Genomic DNA, 16,935 nt, shown 5'->3' with positions numbered 1-16,935 from the left:
TAGCGCTCAACGCCATCGGTCGCTGCCAGATCGAGCTGACGGTTAGCGTGCCGCTGGACGACTACCGCAAGAGCCCGGGAACCGGGAGCTTCGTGGTGATCGACCGGCTGACCAATATCACTGTCGGAGCCGGGCTAATTCGCGGTGCCGTCGAAGGGGCGGCCGACGAGACCGATGGCGTCGTCGACTGGCAGGCGTTCGAGATCGAATTCAACGCGCTGATTCGAAAGCACTTTCCGCACTGGGAGGCGAAGGATATGAGTGAGTTGTTTGCAGGGATCACGCGCGAGACGCATCAAGAGCGCTAGGCGAGCGACAAGGCTTGGCAAAAGGCAGGGATCGCTTCGCGAGGCGGCGTCCGGCGACATTTGGCCTAGGCGCCCCCGGGTGTATCATGTCGCTCCGGCCCGACGCTTGCGTCCGCGATTGAAAGGAAATCTTCATGCAGCACGTCAACTGGCAGCTCGATGGCATCGTGTCCCAGCTCCGCGCCACGCGCGAGCAGTGGCGCGCCCAAAACGGTCGGGAGAAAGAGAAGGGTTGCCGTGAGTTGCCGTCGCGTCATCGCATCCGCGAGACGCTGGAATTCCTGAGCGGGGCCATCTTCCCCATGCGTCTGGGGCCTTCCGATCTGCGCAAGGAGAGCGAGGACTTCTACGTCGGTCACACCCTGGACCGCGCGCTCAACGCGCTACACGAGGAAGTCCTGCTGGAACTGCGTTACATGGCGCGGCTCGGCGGTGACAAGGGTGCCGAGCACACGGCCACGGCGACGCGGATCATCCAGGGTTTCGCGGATAGCCTGCCGAGCCTGCGTCGACGTCTCGACGACGATGTCATGGCGGCTTTCTACGGCGATCCGGCGGCGCGCAGCGTCGATGAAGTCCTGCTCTGCTATCCCGGCGTTCATGCCGTGATCTACCATCGCATTGCTCACTATTTCTACCAGGCGGGGGCCGGACTGGTGGCGCGGATCATCGCCGAGCTGGCCCATTCCGATACCGGTATCGACATTCATCCCGGCGCGCAGATCGGCGAAGGGTTCTTCATCGATCACGGCACCGGCGTGGTGATCGGCGAAACGGCGATCATCGGCAATCGCGTACGCCTCTATCAGGCGGTCACGCTGGGTGCCAAGCGTTTTCCGGCGGACGAGAAAGGGCACCTTGAGAAGGGCCTGCCGCGCCACCCCATCGTCGAGGACGACGTGGTCATCTACGCCGGCGCGACCATTCTGGGGCGCATCACGGTCGGCAAGGGGTCGATCATCGGCGGTAACGTCTGGCTAATCTGCAGCGTACCCCCCAAGAGCAATATCACCCAGGCCAACACCCAGAGTGGACCCTGCCCTTGAGGGGGGCAGGGCGGGAATGGTTCACGACGCGCGGCTCTGGCCGCGCGTCGTCGTTTCCGAGGTTTAACCCCAATCCCCAGGCTGGTCATTGATCGTCAGGGCTATCCGAGGCCGGTATAGTGTGCCGCCCGACCAGGTCGAGACGACATATGCAGAACGATTCCACGACGAGAATGCGCTGGCAGCACTGGTGCGAGATGAACCGGCAGGTGTGGCGTTTGGGCCTCATCGGGGTAGTGACGCTGGCCTTGATGCGTCTGGCACTGTGGCAACTCGAGGCGCCACCGTCGCTGGATGTGCCGACCGGCGAGCTTGCCAATGCGTTCTGGCTGGGGATGCGTTTCGACGCCAAGACGATGGCAACGCTGCTCGGTCCTTGGCTGCTGGTAGCGACGGCGCTGCTGCCGCTGCCACGCATCGTCATTGCCACATGGCTGCGTCTGTGGCTGGTCTGGGCCATTGCGATTATGGTGCTCGTCAACCTGCTGGCGTTGATCAACCACTTCTATTTCAGCTTTTACCAAGGGCCGATCAACTCTCTGATCTTCGGCTTGTTCGAAGACGACACGAGGGCCGTATTGCAGACTGTCTGGAGCGATTATCCGGTCTTGCCTCTGCTGGTAGTGCTGATCGGCATGACGGGGACCCAGATCGTGTTGATGCGCCGTGGCCACCGACGCCAGCGGCGCCGGCTCGGCTGGCGTCGGGCGGGTATCCTCGCCGTCGTTTCCCTCGTCGCGCTGATTGGCCTGGGGCGAGGCAGCCTGGGCGAGTTCCCGCTGCGCGAGATGCACATGGCGGTATCGTCGAGTGCTTTCATCAATGATCTGGTCCCCAGTGGTCCGCAGGCATTCTATCTGGCCTGGGGTGAGCGTGAGGCTAGTCAGATCGATGACGATCCGCTCTCGGGACTGGAGCGTTACGGGTTCGCCACGCCGATGGAAGCGGCCGAGGCGCTGGGTTGGAGCGGGGTCGACACTCCTCAGGCGGTAGCCGCTCATATGGTCGAGAAGACGCCGGCCGTCCCCGCTGCGAAACGTCGGCCGCCGCATGTCGTTGTCAGCCTGATGGAGAGTTGGGGGCGCCCTCCGTTAGGCTTCGATGATCCTGAAAACAACGACCTACTGGGTCGGCTGCGACCCTGGCTGGAAAGGAAAGCCGATTATTTCCCTCACGCACTCTCTTCGGGGAATGGCACGCATCCCAGTCTGGAAGGATTGCTCTTCGATACTCCCATCACGCCTTTGACCCAGGGCCGCTACGGTTACCGGCAGTACTCTACCTCGGCGGTGGCACCCTACGAGCGCGAGGGCTACCGCACCGTGTTTTTGACCTCCGGGTCAGCGCATTGGCGCGATCTGGATGAGGCGCTCAAGCGTCAGGGGTTCGATGAGGTGCTTGGCGAGAGTGCCATCAAGGAGAGGTTTCCCGAAGCGAAGGGCAGCACCTGGGGGCTCTTCGACGAGTGGATGTTCCGCTACGGCGAGGTGTTGCTGAAAGAGGCCGATGCCAAGGACGAGAAGCTGCTATTGGTGATGCTGTCGATCACCAACCATCCGCCCTATGAAATCCCCGAGGATTACGCACCCGGGCCGCTGGATGTCTCGCGTCTCGGCGACGCGTTGGCGTCGTCGCCGGAGCTGGGCGCATCGATTCTCGAAACCTACCAGTATGCCAATGACAGCATGGGCGGATTCCTCGACGATCTCGAGACGGCGGGCCTCATGGACCACACGCTGTTCGCGGCCAGTGGCGATCACAATACGCGCTCGTTGATGAGCTATCCCGATGCCCAGGACCTGTTCGATCAGTTCGGCGTGCCGATCCTGATGTGGATTCCGCCGACGTATCGCAAGGACGACGAGGCGCAGTCCGACGACTGGACCAGTCATCGCGATATCTTTCCCACGCTTTGGGCGCACTCGCTTTCGCAGGTACAAGTACCTTGGGTTGGACGTGATCTCTATCAACCGGTGTCGTCGCCCGCGGCGTTGACCTTCAACGACCAGGATGGCGGTGAAGGCGTCATGGTGAGCAGGGCGGGTGCGGTAACGAATTTCGCTGACCCGACCTACTATCGTTGGTCGGAGGCCTTACTGCATGCCGAGACCACTCCTTCCGTCGAACTGCGCGAGCAGGCGCGTCGCGCCCGGGCTCGCATCGGTCTGGAGGATTGGCGGATTCGACGCGAGGCGTTGGCGGACAGAGAGTCGCCGGCACCATAGACAGAAAGCGCGGCCCATCGGCGGGTCGCGCTCGCGAAGATCCCTGACGGCGAGGGGCGGCCGCCGGCTGGCCGTTTCGTTATCCCGGCTTGCGGGCGATCAGCGTCGCCCTTCGGGGAGCGGGATAACCCTCGACCGTCTTCGCACGGTCGTCCGGGTCCAGAAAATTGGCCAGCGAATGAAAGGTCATCCACGCCGTCGAGCGCTGCTCGTCGAGGCGGGTGACTGTTTCGTCGACGCAGCGAATGGCTTCGAAGCCGCTGCGATCGAGCCAGTGCGCCAGTGCGCGTGATGAGGGCAGGAAGTAAACGTTTGGCATGCTGGCGTAGCGTTCGCCGGGCATGAAGACGGTACGCTCGTCGCCCTCGACAACCAGTGTTTCCAGCACCAGCTCGCCGCCGGGTGCCAGGGCGTCCTTCAACTGGCGCAGGTGATCCAGCGGCGAGGCGCGGTGATAGAGCACGCCCATCGAAAACACGGTATCGAAAGCGGCGAGATTTTCCGGTACGTCCTCGATGCCGACCGGCAGGAAATGGGCGCGGTAGTCATCTGCATCGCCCACGAAGTGCCGCACGGCGTGGAACTGGTAGTGGAAACGCGGGGAGGGGTCGATCACCAGCACGAAGGCGGCCCCGGCCCCGGCCATGCGCCAAGCGTGATAGCCGTTGCCGCCACCGACGTCGAGTACTCGCCTTCCGGCGAGCGGCGAGAGGTGCGGCGCGACGCGCTGCCATTTCCAGTCCGACCGCCATTCGGTATCGATCCCGATATCGCCGAGCCGGTAGGGCCCCTTGCGCCACGGCATCAGAATGCGCAGCAGGTTCTCGCAGCGGCGGCGATCGGCATCGCTCAGATCGACATCCACCGTAACGGTGTCGCTGGTCAGGTCGACGGCGCGGGTCGCCGGGAGTACGGGCAACTTGGCCACGGCCTTCTCCCACGCCGGCAGGTCGCCGTGGCGGCGCCGATCGAGTCCACGCGCCAGTTGTCCGGGAAGCTGCGCCAGCCAGTCGGTCAGGCCCTGCTCGAGAAAGGCGAGATAGAGCCGGCGTTCGGCCTGCGCGAGGGTGTCGGAGGGCGTGTCAGGCATCCTGGGTGGCCGCCTTCGCCCCGATGAGCGCGTCCTTGTCCTTGAAAGCGACGAGAGAGGCGAAGTTGAGATACTGGAACCAGGTCGTCACCCGCGAGAATCCGGCCTGGGTAAGACGCGCGTGGTGCGCGGCCAGCGTATCCGGCACCAGCACGTTCTCCAGGGCCGTGCGCTTCTGGCTGATCTCCATCTCGCTGTAGCCGTTGGCGCGCTTGAAATCGTGGTAGCGCTCCACCAGCCAGGCGTTCTCCTGTTCGTCTTCCGCGACGATCTTCTCGGACAGCACCAGGATGCCACCGGGCTCCAGCGCCGCGAACAGCTTGTCGATCACCGCGTCGCGGTCTGCCGGCGGCAGGAACTGCAGCGTGAAGTTGAGCACGATCATGCCGCTGGCCCGGTAGTCCAGGTGGCGGATATCGCCCTCGACGAACTGCATCCGATGGTCGGGGCTCTCGGCGGCGGCGATCTCCCGAGCGCGGCCGATCATCGTCAGGGAGAGATCGACGCCGGTCAGTTCGAAGGCCTCGGCGGGCAGTCGTCCGGCCAGGGCCAGGCCCACCGCGCCCAGCGAACAGCCCAGGTCGTAGACGTGGGCAGCGTGGCGCAGGTGGCGCTCGGCGATGACGCCGAACATGCCGAGAATCTGGCCGTAACCGGGGATCGAGCGCCGGACCATATCGGGAAAGCAGGCCACGACCCGCTCGTCGAACGAAAAGCTCGCCACGCGATCGAGGGGTGTCGAAAAGATGGCGTCACGGTAAGATGCGTCAGTCATTGCCGGAAGATGTTCTTAATTGGGAGAGCGTGAAGCGAGCGAGGCGCCTGTGATATGCCCGCTGCGGCCATAGTGTACGTTTTGCGTCTCTTCGCTGCACGTGACAAGGAGAGCCATAGATGTCGATTCGTGAAACCCAGGCATGGAAAGCGCTCGAGCAGCAGCTCGAAGATGGCATGCGGGATATTCATCTGAAGACCCTGTTCCAGCAGTCGCCGCGCTTCGAGACGTTCTATCTGGAAGCCGCCGGTATCCAGATGGATCTTTCCAAGCAGCGCTGGACGACGGAAGTGCGAGAAGGGTTGCTCTCGTTGGCGCGGGATGCCGGCGTGCCGGATGCGATTCAGCGCCTGCTGTCGGGCGAACGAGTCAACCGGACCGAGGATCGGCCCGCACTGCACACGGCATTGCGCCTGCCGCGAGATGCCCAGCTCGAGGTCGAAGGCGTCGACGTGGTCGGAGAGGTTCACGCCACGCTCGACAAGATGGAAACGCTGGTCAACAAGCTGCTGAACGGGCAGTGGCGCGGCGCCACCGGCAAGCCGATCACCGACGTGGTCAATCTCGGTGTCGGCGGTTCGGATCTGGGGCCACTGATGGTGACTTCGGCGCTGACCGATTTCGAGCCCGACGATGTGTTCGAGGTGTCGACGCACTTCGCCTCGACCATGGACGGCTCTCAGTTGGCGGATTTCCTGAGCTGGCTCAACCCCGAGACGACCCTGTTCATCCTGTCGTCCAAGTCTTTTGGTACCATCGACACGCTCTCCAACGCCTCCACCGCGCTGGACTGGATCGCGACGCGCCTGGGCGGCGACGAGGCGCTGATCAAGCGCTTCCACTTCGTCGGCGTCTCCACCAAGCCCGAGAAGATGACCGAGTGGGGCATCGATCCCGCCAATCAGCTGTTGTTCTGGGACTGGGTGGGCGGCCGCTATTCGCTGTGGAGCGCCATCGGACTGCCGATCGCCATCCGTGTCGGCATGGATAACTTCCGCCAGCTACTGGCGGGGGCCCATGCCATGGACGAGCATTTCCGCACCGCCGACCTGGCGGAGAATCTGCCGGTACAGCTGGGATTGATCGGCATCTGGAACGTCAATTTCCTGGATATCCGCTCGCACGCGGTATTGCCCTACGATGGCCGTCTCAAGCACCTGCCGGGATATTTCCAGCAACTGGAGATGGAGTCCAACGGCAAGTCGGTAACCAACGGTGACGCGGTGGTCGACTACTCCACGTGCCCGGTGATCTGGGGCGAGATCGGACCCAATGGCCAGCACGCGTTCTACCAGTTGCTGCACCAGGGCACTCAGCCGGTGGCGTGCGATTTCATCGCGCCGGTCAACCGCTACAATGACGTCGAGGACGAGCGCTTTCGCGGCGACCTGATGGCCCAGCATCGGCTGGCACTGGCCAACTGCTTCGCGCAATCCCGTGTGCTGATGCTGGGCGACGATGCCGTGAAGTCCGAGAGCACGCCGCCAAGCTACAAACGTTATCGTGGCAACCAGCCCTCCTCCACGTTGATGTTCGACAGCCTCAATCCGGCCACCCTGGGGGCCCTGATCGCCCTCTACGAGCACAAGGTATTCGTGCAGGGCGTGATCTGGGATATCGATTCGTTCGACCAGTGGGGTGTCGAGCTGGGCAAGAAGATCGCCACCGAGACCGAGGAGATCATCGCCACGCAGACAGGTCTGGATACGCTCGACGACTCCAGTCGCGGGCTGATCGAGGCGACCTGGAGAGGGCAGACATCCCGGTGATGGAGCGGAAGCTCGGGAGCGGCCCGTGTTAGCCGGCTCGACACCGGCCGTGCAACCCGCCAGGGCGCTGCTCTACCTGCACGGTTTCAACAGCAGCAGCGCCTCGCCCAAGGCCAGGCTGGTCAAGGCGGCCTGCGGGGCGTTGGCGCGCCACGAGGAACGTCGTCTCGCCTGCCTGACGCCGGACCTGTCGCATCGCCCGGATCTGGCTCTGCAGCAGGCCGAGGCGGCCCTCGAGGTCCTGGGGTGCGAGGACACGCTACTGGTCGGCAGTTCCATGGGCGGCTTCCTGGCCACGCTGCTGGCGGAGCGCTACGGCCTTCGTGCCGTGCTGATCAACCCGGCGGTTCAGCCCGCTCGTTTCGTCGGCGACTACTTGGGGCAGACGTTGGTCAACGACGCCTCGGGAGAGTGTTTCACGATCGACAATAGCTATTTCGATCAATTGACCGCGCTGCAGTGGGAACGCATCGTGCACCCCACGCGCTATCTGCTGCTGCTCGGTAGTGACGATGAGACGCTGGATTGTCGCGACGCGTTGCGCGCCTATGCCGGCAGTCGCACGCTGATCCACCCCGGTGGCGATCACGGGTTCGATGTCCTGCACGAATATCTGCCGGCACTGTTCGCCCACGGTGGCTGGCGGGTTCCGACATCGTTCTCGGTGTCGTGACCCTCTCCAGCCGACGGCGAGCGGCGAAACCGATACTGGACATTTGACCAGTCGTGTATGATCGTCGCGACGCTGATTCTGTGAACTTTGACCCAGTAAACACGGCGAGACCCTGCATGACGCAATACAGTGCTAGCTCCATCGAGGTACTCTCCGGCCTCGACCCGGTCCGCAAACGACCGGGTATGTATACCGACACCTCCCGTCCCAATCACCTGGTGCAGGAAGTCATCGACAATAGTGTCGATGAGGCGCTTGCGGGGCATGCTCGCGAGATTCGCGTCGTCCTGCTGGAGGATGGCGGGATCGAGGTCTCCGACGACGGGCGGGGCATGCCGATCGATGTGCATCCCGAGCACGGCGTGACCGGGGTGGAACTGATCCTGACGCGGTTGCATGCTGGCGGCAAGTTCTCCCAGTCGAGTTATCGATTTTCCGGAGGGTTGCACGGGGTTGGCGTCTCGGTGGTCAATGCGCTGTCGACCCGTCTCGAGGTCGAGGTGTGTCGCGATGGCAATCGCTACGGGATCGCCTTCGAGAAGGGCGAGAAGGTCGAGGAGCTATCGATCATCGGCAGTTGCGCCAAACGCGCCACTGGGACTGTGGTGCGCTTCTGGCCGGAAGTGGAGTACTTCGACAGCCCCAGACTCTCGCTGCCGAAGCTGAAGCACTTGCTGCGCGCCAAGGCCGTGCTCTGCCCCGGCCTCAAGGTGGTGCTCAAGGAGTCCGACGGTGCCGAGAGCGTCTGGCAGTACGAAGACGGTCTGCGCGACTATCTGGCGCAGGCGGTGGACGGTTTCGAGGTGTTGCCGGCATCGCCGTTCACCGGCCATTTCGAGGACGACGAGCAGGGTGTCGACTGGGCGATCCAATGGCTGCCGGAGGGCGGCGAGCCGGTGCTGGAGTCCTACGTCAACCTGATCCCGACGCCGCTCGGTGGCACCCACGTCAACGGCTTTCGCAGCGGCCTGCTCGAGGCGGTGCGGGAGTTCTGCGAGTATCGGAGCTTGTTGCCACGCGGCATCAAGCTGACGCCGGAAGATCTTTGGGAGCGGGTGTCATTCGTGCTCTCGATCAAGATGCTCGATCCGCAATTCGCCGGTCAGACCAAGGAGCGGCTGTCGTCGCGCACGGTGGCGGGCTTCGTCTCCGGCGTGGTCAAGGACGCCTTCTCGCTGTGGCTCAACCACCATGTCGACCAGGCCGAACAACTGGCCGAGCTGGTAATCAACGCTGCCCAGCGACGCCAGAAGAGTGCCAAGAAGGTGGCACGCAAGAAAATTACATCGGGACCGGCACTGCCGGGCAAGCTGGCCGATTGCTCCGGGCAGGATCCGGTCTCGAGCGAGCTGTTTTTGGTCGAAGGGGACTCCGCCGGTGGCAGCGCCAAGCAGGCACGCAACCGCGAGACCCAGGCGATCCTGCCGCTGCGCGGCAAGATCCTCAACACCTGGGAAGTGGAATCCGCCGATATCTACAGCTCGCAGGAAGTTCACGACATCGCCGTGGCTATCGGGCTCGATCCGGGCAGTGACGATCTTGCCAAGCTGCGCTACCACAAGGTCTGCATTCTCGCCGACGCCGACTCCGATGGCCTCCACATCGCCACGCTGCTGTGCGCGCTGTTCGTGCGCCACTTCCCGGCACTGGTCGATGCCGGCCACGTCTTCGTCGCCATGCCGCCGCTCTACCGTATCGATCTGGGCAAGGAGGTCTTCTACGCCCTGGACGAGAGCGAGAAGGCGGCGACGCTCAAGCGTCTGGAAGGCAAGCGGGGCACACCCAACGTGCAGCGCTTCAAGGGCCTGGGTGAAATGAGCCCGCTACAGCTGCGCGAAACCACCATGGCCGTCGACACCCGGCGGTTGGTCCAGCTCACCCGGGAACTCAACGACGGCACGCTGGAGATGATGGACATGCTGCTGGCTCGCAAGCGAGCGAGCGACAGAAAGAGCTGGCTGGAAGATTACGGCAACATGGCCGACATCGAGGTTTGAAATGACCATGGATATCCAGGTGGCGGAGGGCGACGTCGAGCGCCTTTCGCTCAAGGAGTACACCGAGAAGGCGTATCTCGATTACTCGATGTACGTAATTCTCGACCGGGCGTTGCCGCATATCGGCGACGGCATGAAACCGGTGCAGCGGCGTATCGTCTACGCCATGCGCGAGCTGTCGCTGAACGCCAATGCCAAGTACAAGAAGTCGGCGCGCACCGTCGGCGACGTGCTGGGCAAGTTCCACCCTCATGGCGACAGCGCCTGCTACGAGGCGATGGTGCTGATGGCGCAGCCGTTCAGCTACCGTTACCCGCTGGTCGACGGCCAGGGCAACTGGGGTAGCCCGGACGATCCCAAGTCGTTCGCCGCCATGCGCTATACCGAAGCGCGGCTGTCGCGCTTCTCCGAGACGCTGCTGGCGGAGCTGGGCCAGGGCACCGTCGACTGGACGCCCAATTTCGATGGCACCATGAACGAGCCGGCGGTGCTGCCGTCGCGACTTCCCCATGTGCTGCTCAACGGTGGTACCGGCATCGCTGTCGGCATGGCCACCGATATCCCGCCCCACAATGTGGTGGAGGTGGTCGAGGCGACCTGCCATCTGTTGCGCCAGCCCGAGGCCAGCGTCGCGGATCTGATGGCGTATCTGCCGGCACCGGACTTCCCGACGGATGCCGAGATCATTTCGCAGGCCAGCGATCTGCGCAAGCTCTACGAAACCGGTCGCGGCTCGGTCAAGCTGCGTGCCCGCTATGAGCGCGAAGACGGCAATATCGTGATCACCGCGGTGCCGTATCAGGTCAGCGGAGCCAAGGTGCTGGAGCAGATCGCCGCCCAGATGCAGGCCAAGAAACTGCCGATGGTGGCGGATCTGCGCGACGAGTCGACCCACGAGACGCCGACCCGGCTGGTGATCGAGCCGCGTTCCAACCGCATCGATGTCGAGGGGCTGATGGCGCACCTGTTCGCCACCACCGATCTCGAGAAGAACATTCGCGTCAATCTCAACGTGATCGCGCTCGACGGCCGGCCACGGGTGATGCCGCTGAACGAGATGCTCGGTGAATGGCTGGTATTCCGGCGTACCACGGTACGCCGGCGTCTGGAGCATCGCCTCGGCAAGGTCGAGGATCGCCTGCATATCCTCGAGGGTCTGCTGGTCGCCTATCTCAATATCGATGAAGTGATTCGCATCATCCGCGAGGAGGACGAGCCCAAGCCGGCGCTGATGAACGCCTTCGGCATCAGCGATCGCCAGGCCGAGGCGATTCTGGAGCTGCGCCTGCGCCATCTCGCCAAGCTCGAGGAGATGAAGATCCGCGGCGAGCAGGATGAACTCGAGGCCGAGCGCAAGCGGCTGAAGAAGCTGCTGGGCAGCGGGATGGCAATGACTGACTTGATCGAGAAGGAGCTGCGCGAGGCAGCCGAAGCCTACGGCGATGCCCGCCGCTCGCCGCTGGTCGAACGTGCCGAGGCGAAGGCGCTCTCCGAGGTCGAGCTGGTCGGCGCCGACCCGGTTACCGTGGTGTTGTCCGAGAAAGGCTGGATCCGGGCCGCACGCGGTCACGATATCGATCCTGCCGGGCTCTCCTACAAGGCGGGCGACAAGTTCCACCTCGCCGCCCGCGGCAAGACCAATCAGCCACTGGTGCTGCTCGATGACAGCGGCCGCAGTTACACCCTCTCCGCGCACAATCTGCCTTCGGCGCGGGGGCAGGGCGAGCCGGTGACCGGGCGAATCAATCCGCCGGCGGGGTCGTCCATGGTCGGGCTGATGCTCGATGTCCCCAGCGCGCGTTATCTGCTGGCCTCCGATGCGGGCTACGGCTTCGTGGTCAAGCTCGAGGATCTGCTCGGCAAGAACAAGGCGGGCAAGGCCGTGTTGTCGGTGCCCACCGGCTGCAACGTGATGCCACCGCAAGCGATTCCGGCGGCAGACAACGTTCGGGTGGCCGTGGTGTCCAACGAAGGGCGGCTGTTGGTGTTCGGTTTGTCCCAGTTACCGGAGATGGCCAAAGGCAAGGGTAACAAGATGATCTCGATTCCCGGCCAGCGTGCCGCCAATCGCGAGGAGTTCGTTCGCGATCTGGTGATGCTGCCAGAAGGCGCGGCGCTGATCGTACATGCCGGAAGGCGCAAGCAGACGCTGAAAGCGGCCGATCTCGACTACTATGCCGGCGAGCGCGGCCGTCGAGGCAGCAAGCTGGCTCGTGGATTCCAGAAAGTGGATCGGCTCGAGGTCGAGTTTTGAGGGCTGTTACCGTTGAGTGGTGTCACCAGCGACGAGAGTCGACAGTATGCCTCTGCCATGGCTGATGGTCGGTTGAATCTAATAAAGACAGGGCGCCTCGGGCGCCTCGTGGGGAAAAGATGTCACAACGTTTTGTGGTGCGAGCCACCGGTCCCGCGCGGCCTGGTCAGACGGCTGCACTGGGTACGGCACTGGTCAGTGCCAACTGCCGCCTGCTGGACTTGAGCCAGCACGTCGCCTTCGGGGAAGTGACGCTGGAGGCGCTGGTCGAAACCGCCGACGACCTCGGGGCCATGTTGCCGACGGCTGGCGACGTGTTCGGGCTGGACTGCCGGGTCGAGAAGGTGCCCGCCGAAAGCGAAGCGCTGTGGGCGGACGTGGCCAAGGATTCCCGCTGGGTACTGACCCTGATGGCACCCACGCTATCCGCGGAGGTGATGGCGGAAGTCGGCGCGCTGACGGCCGAGCAGGGGCTGATCATCGAACGCGTGAAGCGGTTGTCCGCCGCGATCGGGCTCGGCACGGATGCTTCGTCGGCCGGCGCCGGTGCATGCCTGGAGTGGCGGCTCAGCGGTGCGGTAGCCGATTCCGTGTCACTGCGCGACAAGATACTGGCGCTGAGCGAGCGCTTCGAGGTCGACGTGGCGTTGCAGCCATCGAATGCATGGCGTCGACATCGTCGACTGATCTGCTTCGATATGGATTCGACGCTGATCCAGGCGGAGGTCATCGACGAACTGGCGCGCCGACACGGCGTCTACGAGGAAGTTGCCAGCGTGACCGAGCGCGCCATGCGTGGCAAACTCGATTTCCAGCAGAGCTTTCGCGAACGCATGAGCAAGCTCGAGGGCCTGGACGAGTCTGTGTTGGCTGAAATTGCCGAGTCGCTGCCACTGATGCCGGGGCTGGAGCGACTGATGCGCTATCTCAAGCCCCTGGGTTACCGGACCGCGATCCTCTCCGGCGGGTTCACCTATTTTGCTCGTCACCTGCAGAATCGCCTCGGGTTCGACGAGATCCACGCCAACGAGCTGGTGATCCGCGACGGCAAGGTGACCGGTGAGGTCCAGGAGCCGATCGTCGATGCCGGACGCAAGGCAATGATACTCAGGCAGATCGCCGAGCGTGAGGGATGGGATCTGGCCCAGACCGTTGCCGTGGGCGATGGCGCCAACGACCTCGAGATGCTGTCGGTGGCGGGGCTCGGCGTGGCCTTTCACGCCAAGCCCCTGGTTCGTCGTCAGGCACGCCAGTCGGTTTCCACCCTGGGGCTGGATGGTTTGCTCTATCTGCTCGGTTACTCCGTTTCCGAGCTGGATACGTTGTCGGCGAGCGATTGATACTCGTCGAACATTAAGTTCACGTCATGATGGCCGTGTGATCGCTCGTCCGTTATGCCAGCGGGGCTGTGGCTTGGGTGCAGTCTGGATGCGCAAGCTCGTCCGTCGCAGGCTCATGGGGTGCGTCTACGGCCTGTCGCTGGCGCCGAATCCGGCCGTCCGGACGCTCGTTGACAAAAAGGAACATCGGCGCAGCGGAGACCCGGGGTGGATTGGACCACACTGATAGCCTCGAGCTTCACCGCACAGGAGGTAATCGCATGGTCGAAATGCACGGTGCCAGGATCCTCGCGGGCTTCATGCCGCCTCACGTCCTCGAACGCATCATGTCTCACGGCAACACACGGCTTCAGCAATGCGCACGGATGACGCTACAGGCCGATGCCCAGTTCCGGTTGCGCCATGCTTCCGCGCCCATGGCTCGCCCGGCGGACAGTGGCCGGCCGGGCCAGGTCGCGCGATATATCTATTCCGCCGGTAACCAGCAGACGCTTCCCGGCAATCTGGTGCGCGAGGAAGGTGCACCGGAGAGTGGGGATGTCGCCGTGGATGAGGCGTATCAGTGGCTGGGTGCCACGCATCTATTCTACTGGCAGGTCTTCGAGCGTGATTCCATCGATGGCGACGGGATGGCGTTGCTGGGCACGGTTCACTACGGCGAGGATTATGACAACGCCTTCTGGAATGGCGCCCAGATGGTGTTCGGCGATGGTGACGGCGAGCTATTCAACCGTTTCACCGCGGCGCTGGATGTCGTCGCCCACGAGCTGACCCATGGCGTCATCGAACGCGAGGCCGGTCTCGTTTACGCCGATCAGTCCGGCGCCCTGAACGAGTCGCTGGCGGACGTCTTCGGTGCAATGGTCAAGCAGCATCACTTCGAGCAGGACGTCGAGGAGGCCGACTGGCTGATCGGCGAGGGACTGCTGACCGAGCGGGTCAACGGGCGGGCCTTGCGCTCGATGGCCAAGCCGGGAACCGCCTACGACGACCCGGTGCTGGGCAAGGATCCCCAGCCGGGGCATATGGACGATTTCGTGCGAACGTCATCGGACAATGGCGGGGTACACATCAACTCGGGCATCCCCAATCGGGCATTCTACCTGGCGGCTACCAGCCTGGGCGGGTTTGCCTGGGAGCAGGCGGGGCCCGTCTGGTTCGATGCGCTGACCGATCCGCGCCTGCAACGCGATGGCGATTTCGCCCAGTTCGCTCGCTTGACGGTCGATTGCGCGGCCAAGCGTTTCGGCAACGACAGCGACGCCACCCAGGCTGTCAATCAGGCCTGGATCGACGTGGGCGTTCTCTCATGAACGGTGAAGATCTCTGGCTCGAGTCGGCGAGCGTGATTTTCGTCTCCCGCGAAGGGGGATTCGTGGCAGCACCCGGCCTATCGGCGCCGAGAAAGATCGAGTGTCGGGAGCTGAACGACTATCAACGACGACGACTTCAGGCCGTGCTTGACGAACTCGATCGGCACGTTGGCGAGCCGGGTCCCGCGGGAGCCGACAGGCGTTCCTTCCGGGTGACGCTGGAAGTCACGGCAGGACGCCCCGAACGTGAGTGGGAACTGGACGAGAGCGCGGCACCGAGGTTGTTGATCGGTCTTTGGAAACGAGGCGTCCAAGAGCTGGACGAGAGTGGCGACTAAGCGAGAGGGCGGGAGTTGCGCGAGTTTTTTTGGATTACCAAGGAACTCCATCGCGCTTCCGTACTCTGACCTAGTAGCCCAGGACGGGCGCACAGCGTAGGCCGGGCCTGAATTGGGTCCGGCTTCTTTTTGTGTGATGTTGCCCGCAATTTTGGCATCGACATCGATACGTTCTATTCTCTGGCGAGCCGGTTCGGCTCGCTTTTTCGCATCTGCCGGTCATGAAGCACCGTTCGCCCTGGCTCGTGGGCAGCGGGGATCGAATGTCACGCAACGGTGGTAGGGCAGCACATGCGCCAGGGAATCGTCTCGCGCTCGGGCCGTTGGGCAATCGTCGGTCTGCTGATGGTGGCATTCGTCGCCCCGCTCGCCGAATGGCTCGGAGACGGGCAGGCGACTCGATCGTCGACGTATTCTGCCAGCGATCATGAATCCGGCAGTGCCGAGGAGCGACTGCAACACGCTTTCGAGACACGAAGAGGCGCTTTCTGGATCGAGGCCTCGGGTCGGGTTGTGCGGGTGCTTCCGGACGATCTCGATGGGAGTCGCCACCAGAGAATCATCGTCGCGCTCGACACGGGCCAGACCCTGTTGATTGCCCACAACATCGACGTGGCCCCACGGATCGAGTCCCTCGAACCGGGTGGTCAGCTACGGTTTCGGGGAGAATATGTCTGGAACGCCCAAGGCGGCGTAATCCACTGGACCCATCATGACCCCGGTGGCGATAGAGCGGGAGGCTGGCTGGAGTATCGGGGCAGGCGCTATCGGTAAGCGTGTCTGAAAAGTGTCGCGATCACTGACTTCCCAGACACAGCCTGGAGCACGTACCGCCGCGTCGTGTCAGCGAGCGTAGACCCGTACCCGGCGTTTGGCTGGCGTGTGGCTCGAGTGCCAACGGCGGGACAGCCACCACATGCCGAGCCAATCCCGGGCGTTCCCAATCGATCTGGCGGACAGTCGCCAGGGAGAGGCGTGGGCTGATGGCGCCCGGAGATTGACACGATAGCTGCCCGTCTGGCCGCCACGGCGGCGAATCAACAGTGGAAGAAATCGCAGCAGTTTGTCGACGGACGGTAGCGCCACCAGCGCATCCCGCTTGACCAGGCGCAATCCGCAGCACTCGCCGCCGGCGAGTTCGATGCCGACTCCTCTGAAGGTGCGGAAGAGGGCTTTTTTCCAGCGGCAGCGAGGATCGAGCGGAATCCCCTCTACCAGCGTCAATCCCCGATGCTCCGCTTCGCAGAGCATGTCGGGAATGTCGTGCGGGTCGTCTCGACCATCGGCGGCAAGCGTCGCGATCCACTCGCCACGCGCCAGATTGCCGGCTCGCCACGACGCGGCGTCGGCGCCGGTGGCCGTGGGCTGGCGATAGAGTTTGACCCTGCTGTCGGCGGCGGCCAGTTGTGCCAATCGACCATGACCGCTTTCGCCCGAGGCGTCGTCGATCACAACGAATTCCAGGCCGGCTGCATGTCGAAGCGCGCTGGATGCTTCCGCTACCACATGCTCGACGCGATGGAAGGCATCGTGGACGGTGATGACAAGTGACAGCTTGGGTAGTTCGAGCATGATGAAATCCTGTTGGTTTCCAAAGCGTCGACTTTGCTCGTCCCGTTCGGAATCGCCACTATGACAGCCTATTCTTAAAATCGGCTTAGTGAATTGCCACACAGCTATCGGATGGATGGCTTATTTTCCAACAGGCCCATGACGGTGGAAAGTCAGGTGGAGGGAACCAACGCCGTGGTGCCGTTGTATTGATAGAGCCGAACTGAGACAGCCGAGTGTCGCCACAGACGGCGAC

At 63.4% G+C, this 16,935-nt stretch carries 14 protein-coding genes; 11 read left to right on the top strand and 3 right to left on the bottom strand.

Annotation, left to right across the window (positions count from 1 at the left end; genetic code table 11):
• The 3 genes from F0A16_RS21040 to F0A16_RS21030 form a co-directional block, all read left to right on the top strand.
• A partial coding sequence (locus F0A16_RS21040) for an elongation factor 1-alpha C-terminal domain-related protein (protein ID WP_420853091.1) occupies positions 1-308 on the top strand: 308 nt, incomplete at its 5' end.
• Between the two features lie 134 nt (positions 309-442).
• Positions 443-1,354, top strand: coding sequence for a serine O-acetyltransferase EpsC (epsC, locus tag F0A16_RS21035; RefSeq protein ID WP_149437945.1), 912 nt, complete (start codon positions 443-445; stop codon positions 1,352-1,354).
• Between the two features lie 149 nt (positions 1,355-1,503).
• On the top strand, positions 1,504-3,579 hold the full coding sequence (locus F0A16_RS21030; protein WP_149437943.1) for an LTA synthase family protein: 2,076 nt from the start codon (positions 1,504-1,506) through the stop codon (positions 3,577-3,579).
• Positions 3,580-3,658: 79 nt separating this feature from the next.
• Here F0A16_RS21030 and cmoB read toward each other — a convergent pair whose 3' ends face one another.
• The gene (gene cmoB / locus F0A16_RS21025; RefSeq protein ID WP_149437941.1) at positions 3,659-4,669 is read right to left on the bottom strand and encodes a tRNA 5-methoxyuridine(34)/uridine 5-oxyacetic acid(34) synthase CmoB; all 1,011 of its coding nucleotides are present in this window, start codon (positions 4,667-4,669) and stop codon (positions 3,659-3,661) included.
• Positions 4,662-5,444: a carboxy-S-adenosyl-L-methionine synthase CmoA gene (cmoA, locus tag F0A16_RS21020; protein ID WP_149437940.1), complete on the bottom strand. Its 783-nt coding sequence runs from the start codon at positions 5,442-5,444 to the stop codon at positions 4,662-4,664. The genes cmoB and cmoA overlap by 8 nt, the downstream gene beginning before the upstream one ends.
• A 119-nt stretch (positions 5,445-5,563) precedes the next feature.
• On the opposite strand from cmoA, the gene pgi reads away from it, so the two are divergent.
• From pgi to F0A16_RS20980, 8 genes are all read left to right on the top strand, one after another.
• Positions 5,564-7,213: a glucose-6-phosphate isomerase gene (gene pgi, locus F0A16_RS21015; protein WP_149437938.1), complete on the top strand. Its 1,650-nt coding sequence runs from the start codon at positions 5,564-5,566 to the stop codon at positions 7,211-7,213.
• A 25-nt stretch (positions 7,214-7,238) separates the two neighbouring features.
• Positions 7,239-7,886: a YqiA/YcfP family alpha/beta fold hydrolase gene (locus F0A16_RS21010; RefSeq protein ID WP_149437936.1), complete on the top strand. Its 648-nt coding sequence runs from the start codon at positions 7,239-7,241 to the stop codon at positions 7,884-7,886.
• A gap of 116 nt (positions 7,887-8,002) precedes the next feature.
• Positions 8,003-9,883, top strand: coding sequence for a DNA topoisomerase IV subunit B (gene parE / locus F0A16_RS21005; protein ID WP_149437932.1), 1,881 nt, complete (start codon positions 8,003-8,005; stop codon positions 9,881-9,883).
• Between the two features lies 1 nt (position 9,884).
• Positions 9,885-12,137 carry a DNA topoisomerase IV subunit A gene (gene parC, locus F0A16_RS21000; RefSeq protein ID WP_149437931.1) on the top strand — a complete coding sequence of 751 codons (2,253 nt, stop codon included), beginning with the start codon at positions 9,885-9,887 and terminating at the stop codon, positions 12,135-12,137.
• Positions 12,138-12,256: 119 nt separating this feature from the next.
• Positions 12,257-13,477 (top strand): phosphoserine phosphatase SerB, encoded by a 1,221-nt coding sequence (serB, locus tag F0A16_RS20995; protein ID WP_149437929.1) that lies wholly within the window; start codon positions 12,257-12,259, stop codon positions 13,475-13,477.
• A gap of 260 nt (positions 13,478-13,737) precedes the next feature.
• The gene (locus F0A16_RS20990) at positions 13,738-14,790 is read left to right on the top strand and encodes a M4 family metallopeptidase (RefSeq protein ID WP_239023920.1); all 1,053 of its coding nucleotides are present in this window, start codon (positions 13,738-13,740) and stop codon (positions 14,788-14,790) included.
• Entirely contained in the window at positions 14,787-15,128 is a 342-nt protein-coding gene (locus F0A16_RS20985; RefSeq protein ID WP_149437927.1) for a protealysin inhibitor emfourin, read from the top strand. The genes F0A16_RS20990 and F0A16_RS20985 overlap by 4 nt, the downstream gene beginning before the upstream one ends.
• Positions 15,129-15,419: 291 nt before the next feature.
• Positions 15,420-15,902 carry a DUF3465 domain-containing protein gene (locus F0A16_RS20980; RefSeq protein WP_239023919.1) on the top strand — a complete coding sequence of 161 codons (483 nt, stop codon included), beginning with the start codon at positions 15,420-15,422 and terminating at the stop codon, positions 15,900-15,902.
• A 69-nt stretch (positions 15,903-15,971) separates the two neighbouring features.
• Here F0A16_RS20980 and F0A16_RS20975 read toward each other — a convergent pair whose 3' ends face one another.
• Complete coding sequence (locus tag F0A16_RS20975) at positions 15,972-16,700, bottom strand: glycosyltransferase family 2 protein (protein WP_149437925.1); 729 nt, start codon at positions 16,698-16,700, stop codon at positions 15,972-15,974.
• Positions 16,701-16,935 lie beyond the last annotated feature (235 nt).

This window comes from Salinicola corii (assembly GCF_008298015.1).
Taxonomy (GTDB): domain Bacteria; phylum Pseudomonadota; class Gammaproteobacteria; order Pseudomonadales; family Halomonadaceae; genus Salinicola; species Salinicola corii.
The sequence above is the reverse complement of the archived record's forward strand: the minus strand, read 5'-3'. Positions and strand labels throughout refer to the sequence as shown.

Coding starts and splice junctions, on each gene's coding strand:
- epsC (WP_149437945.1), top strand. CDS start 443: ATGCAGCACGTCAACTGGCAGCTCGATGGCATCGTGTCCCAGCTCCGC.
- F0A16_RS21030 (WP_149437943.1), top strand. CDS start 1,504: ATGCAGAACGATTCCACGACGAGAATGCGCTGGCAGCACTGGTGCGAG.
- cmoB (WP_149437941.1), bottom strand. CDS start 4,669: ATGCCTGACACGCCCTCCGACACCCTCGCGCAGGCCGAACGCCGGCTC.
- cmoA (WP_149437940.1), bottom strand. CDS start 5,444: ATGACTGACGCATCTTACCGTGACGCCATCTTTTCGACACCCCTCGAT.
- pgi (WP_149437938.1), top strand. CDS start 5,564: ATGTCGATTCGTGAAACCCAGGCATGGAAAGCGCTCGAGCAGCAGCTC.
- parE (WP_149437932.1), top strand. CDS start 8,003: ATGACGCAATACAGTGCTAGCTCCATCGAGGTACTCTCCGGCCTCGAC.
- parC (WP_149437931.1), top strand. CDS start 9,885: ATGACCATGGATATCCAGGTGGCGGAGGGCGACGTCGAGCGCCTTTCG.
- serB (WP_149437929.1), top strand. CDS start 12,257: ATGTCACAACGTTTTGTGGTGCGAGCCACCGGTCCCGCGCGGCCTGGT.
- F0A16_RS20990 (WP_239023920.1), top strand. CDS start 13,738: ATGGTCGAAATGCACGGTGCCAGGATCCTCGCGGGCTTCATGCCGCCT.
- F0A16_RS20985 (WP_149437927.1), top strand. CDS start 14,787: ATGAACGGTGAAGATCTCTGGCTCGAGTCGGCGAGCGTGATTTTCGTC.
- F0A16_RS20980 (WP_239023919.1), top strand. CDS start 15,420: ATGCGCCAGGGAATCGTCTCGCGCTCGGGCCGTTGGGCAATCGTCGGT.
- F0A16_RS20975 (WP_149437925.1), bottom strand. CDS start 16,700: ATGCTCGAACTACCCAAGCTGTCACTTGTCATCACCGTCCACGATGCC.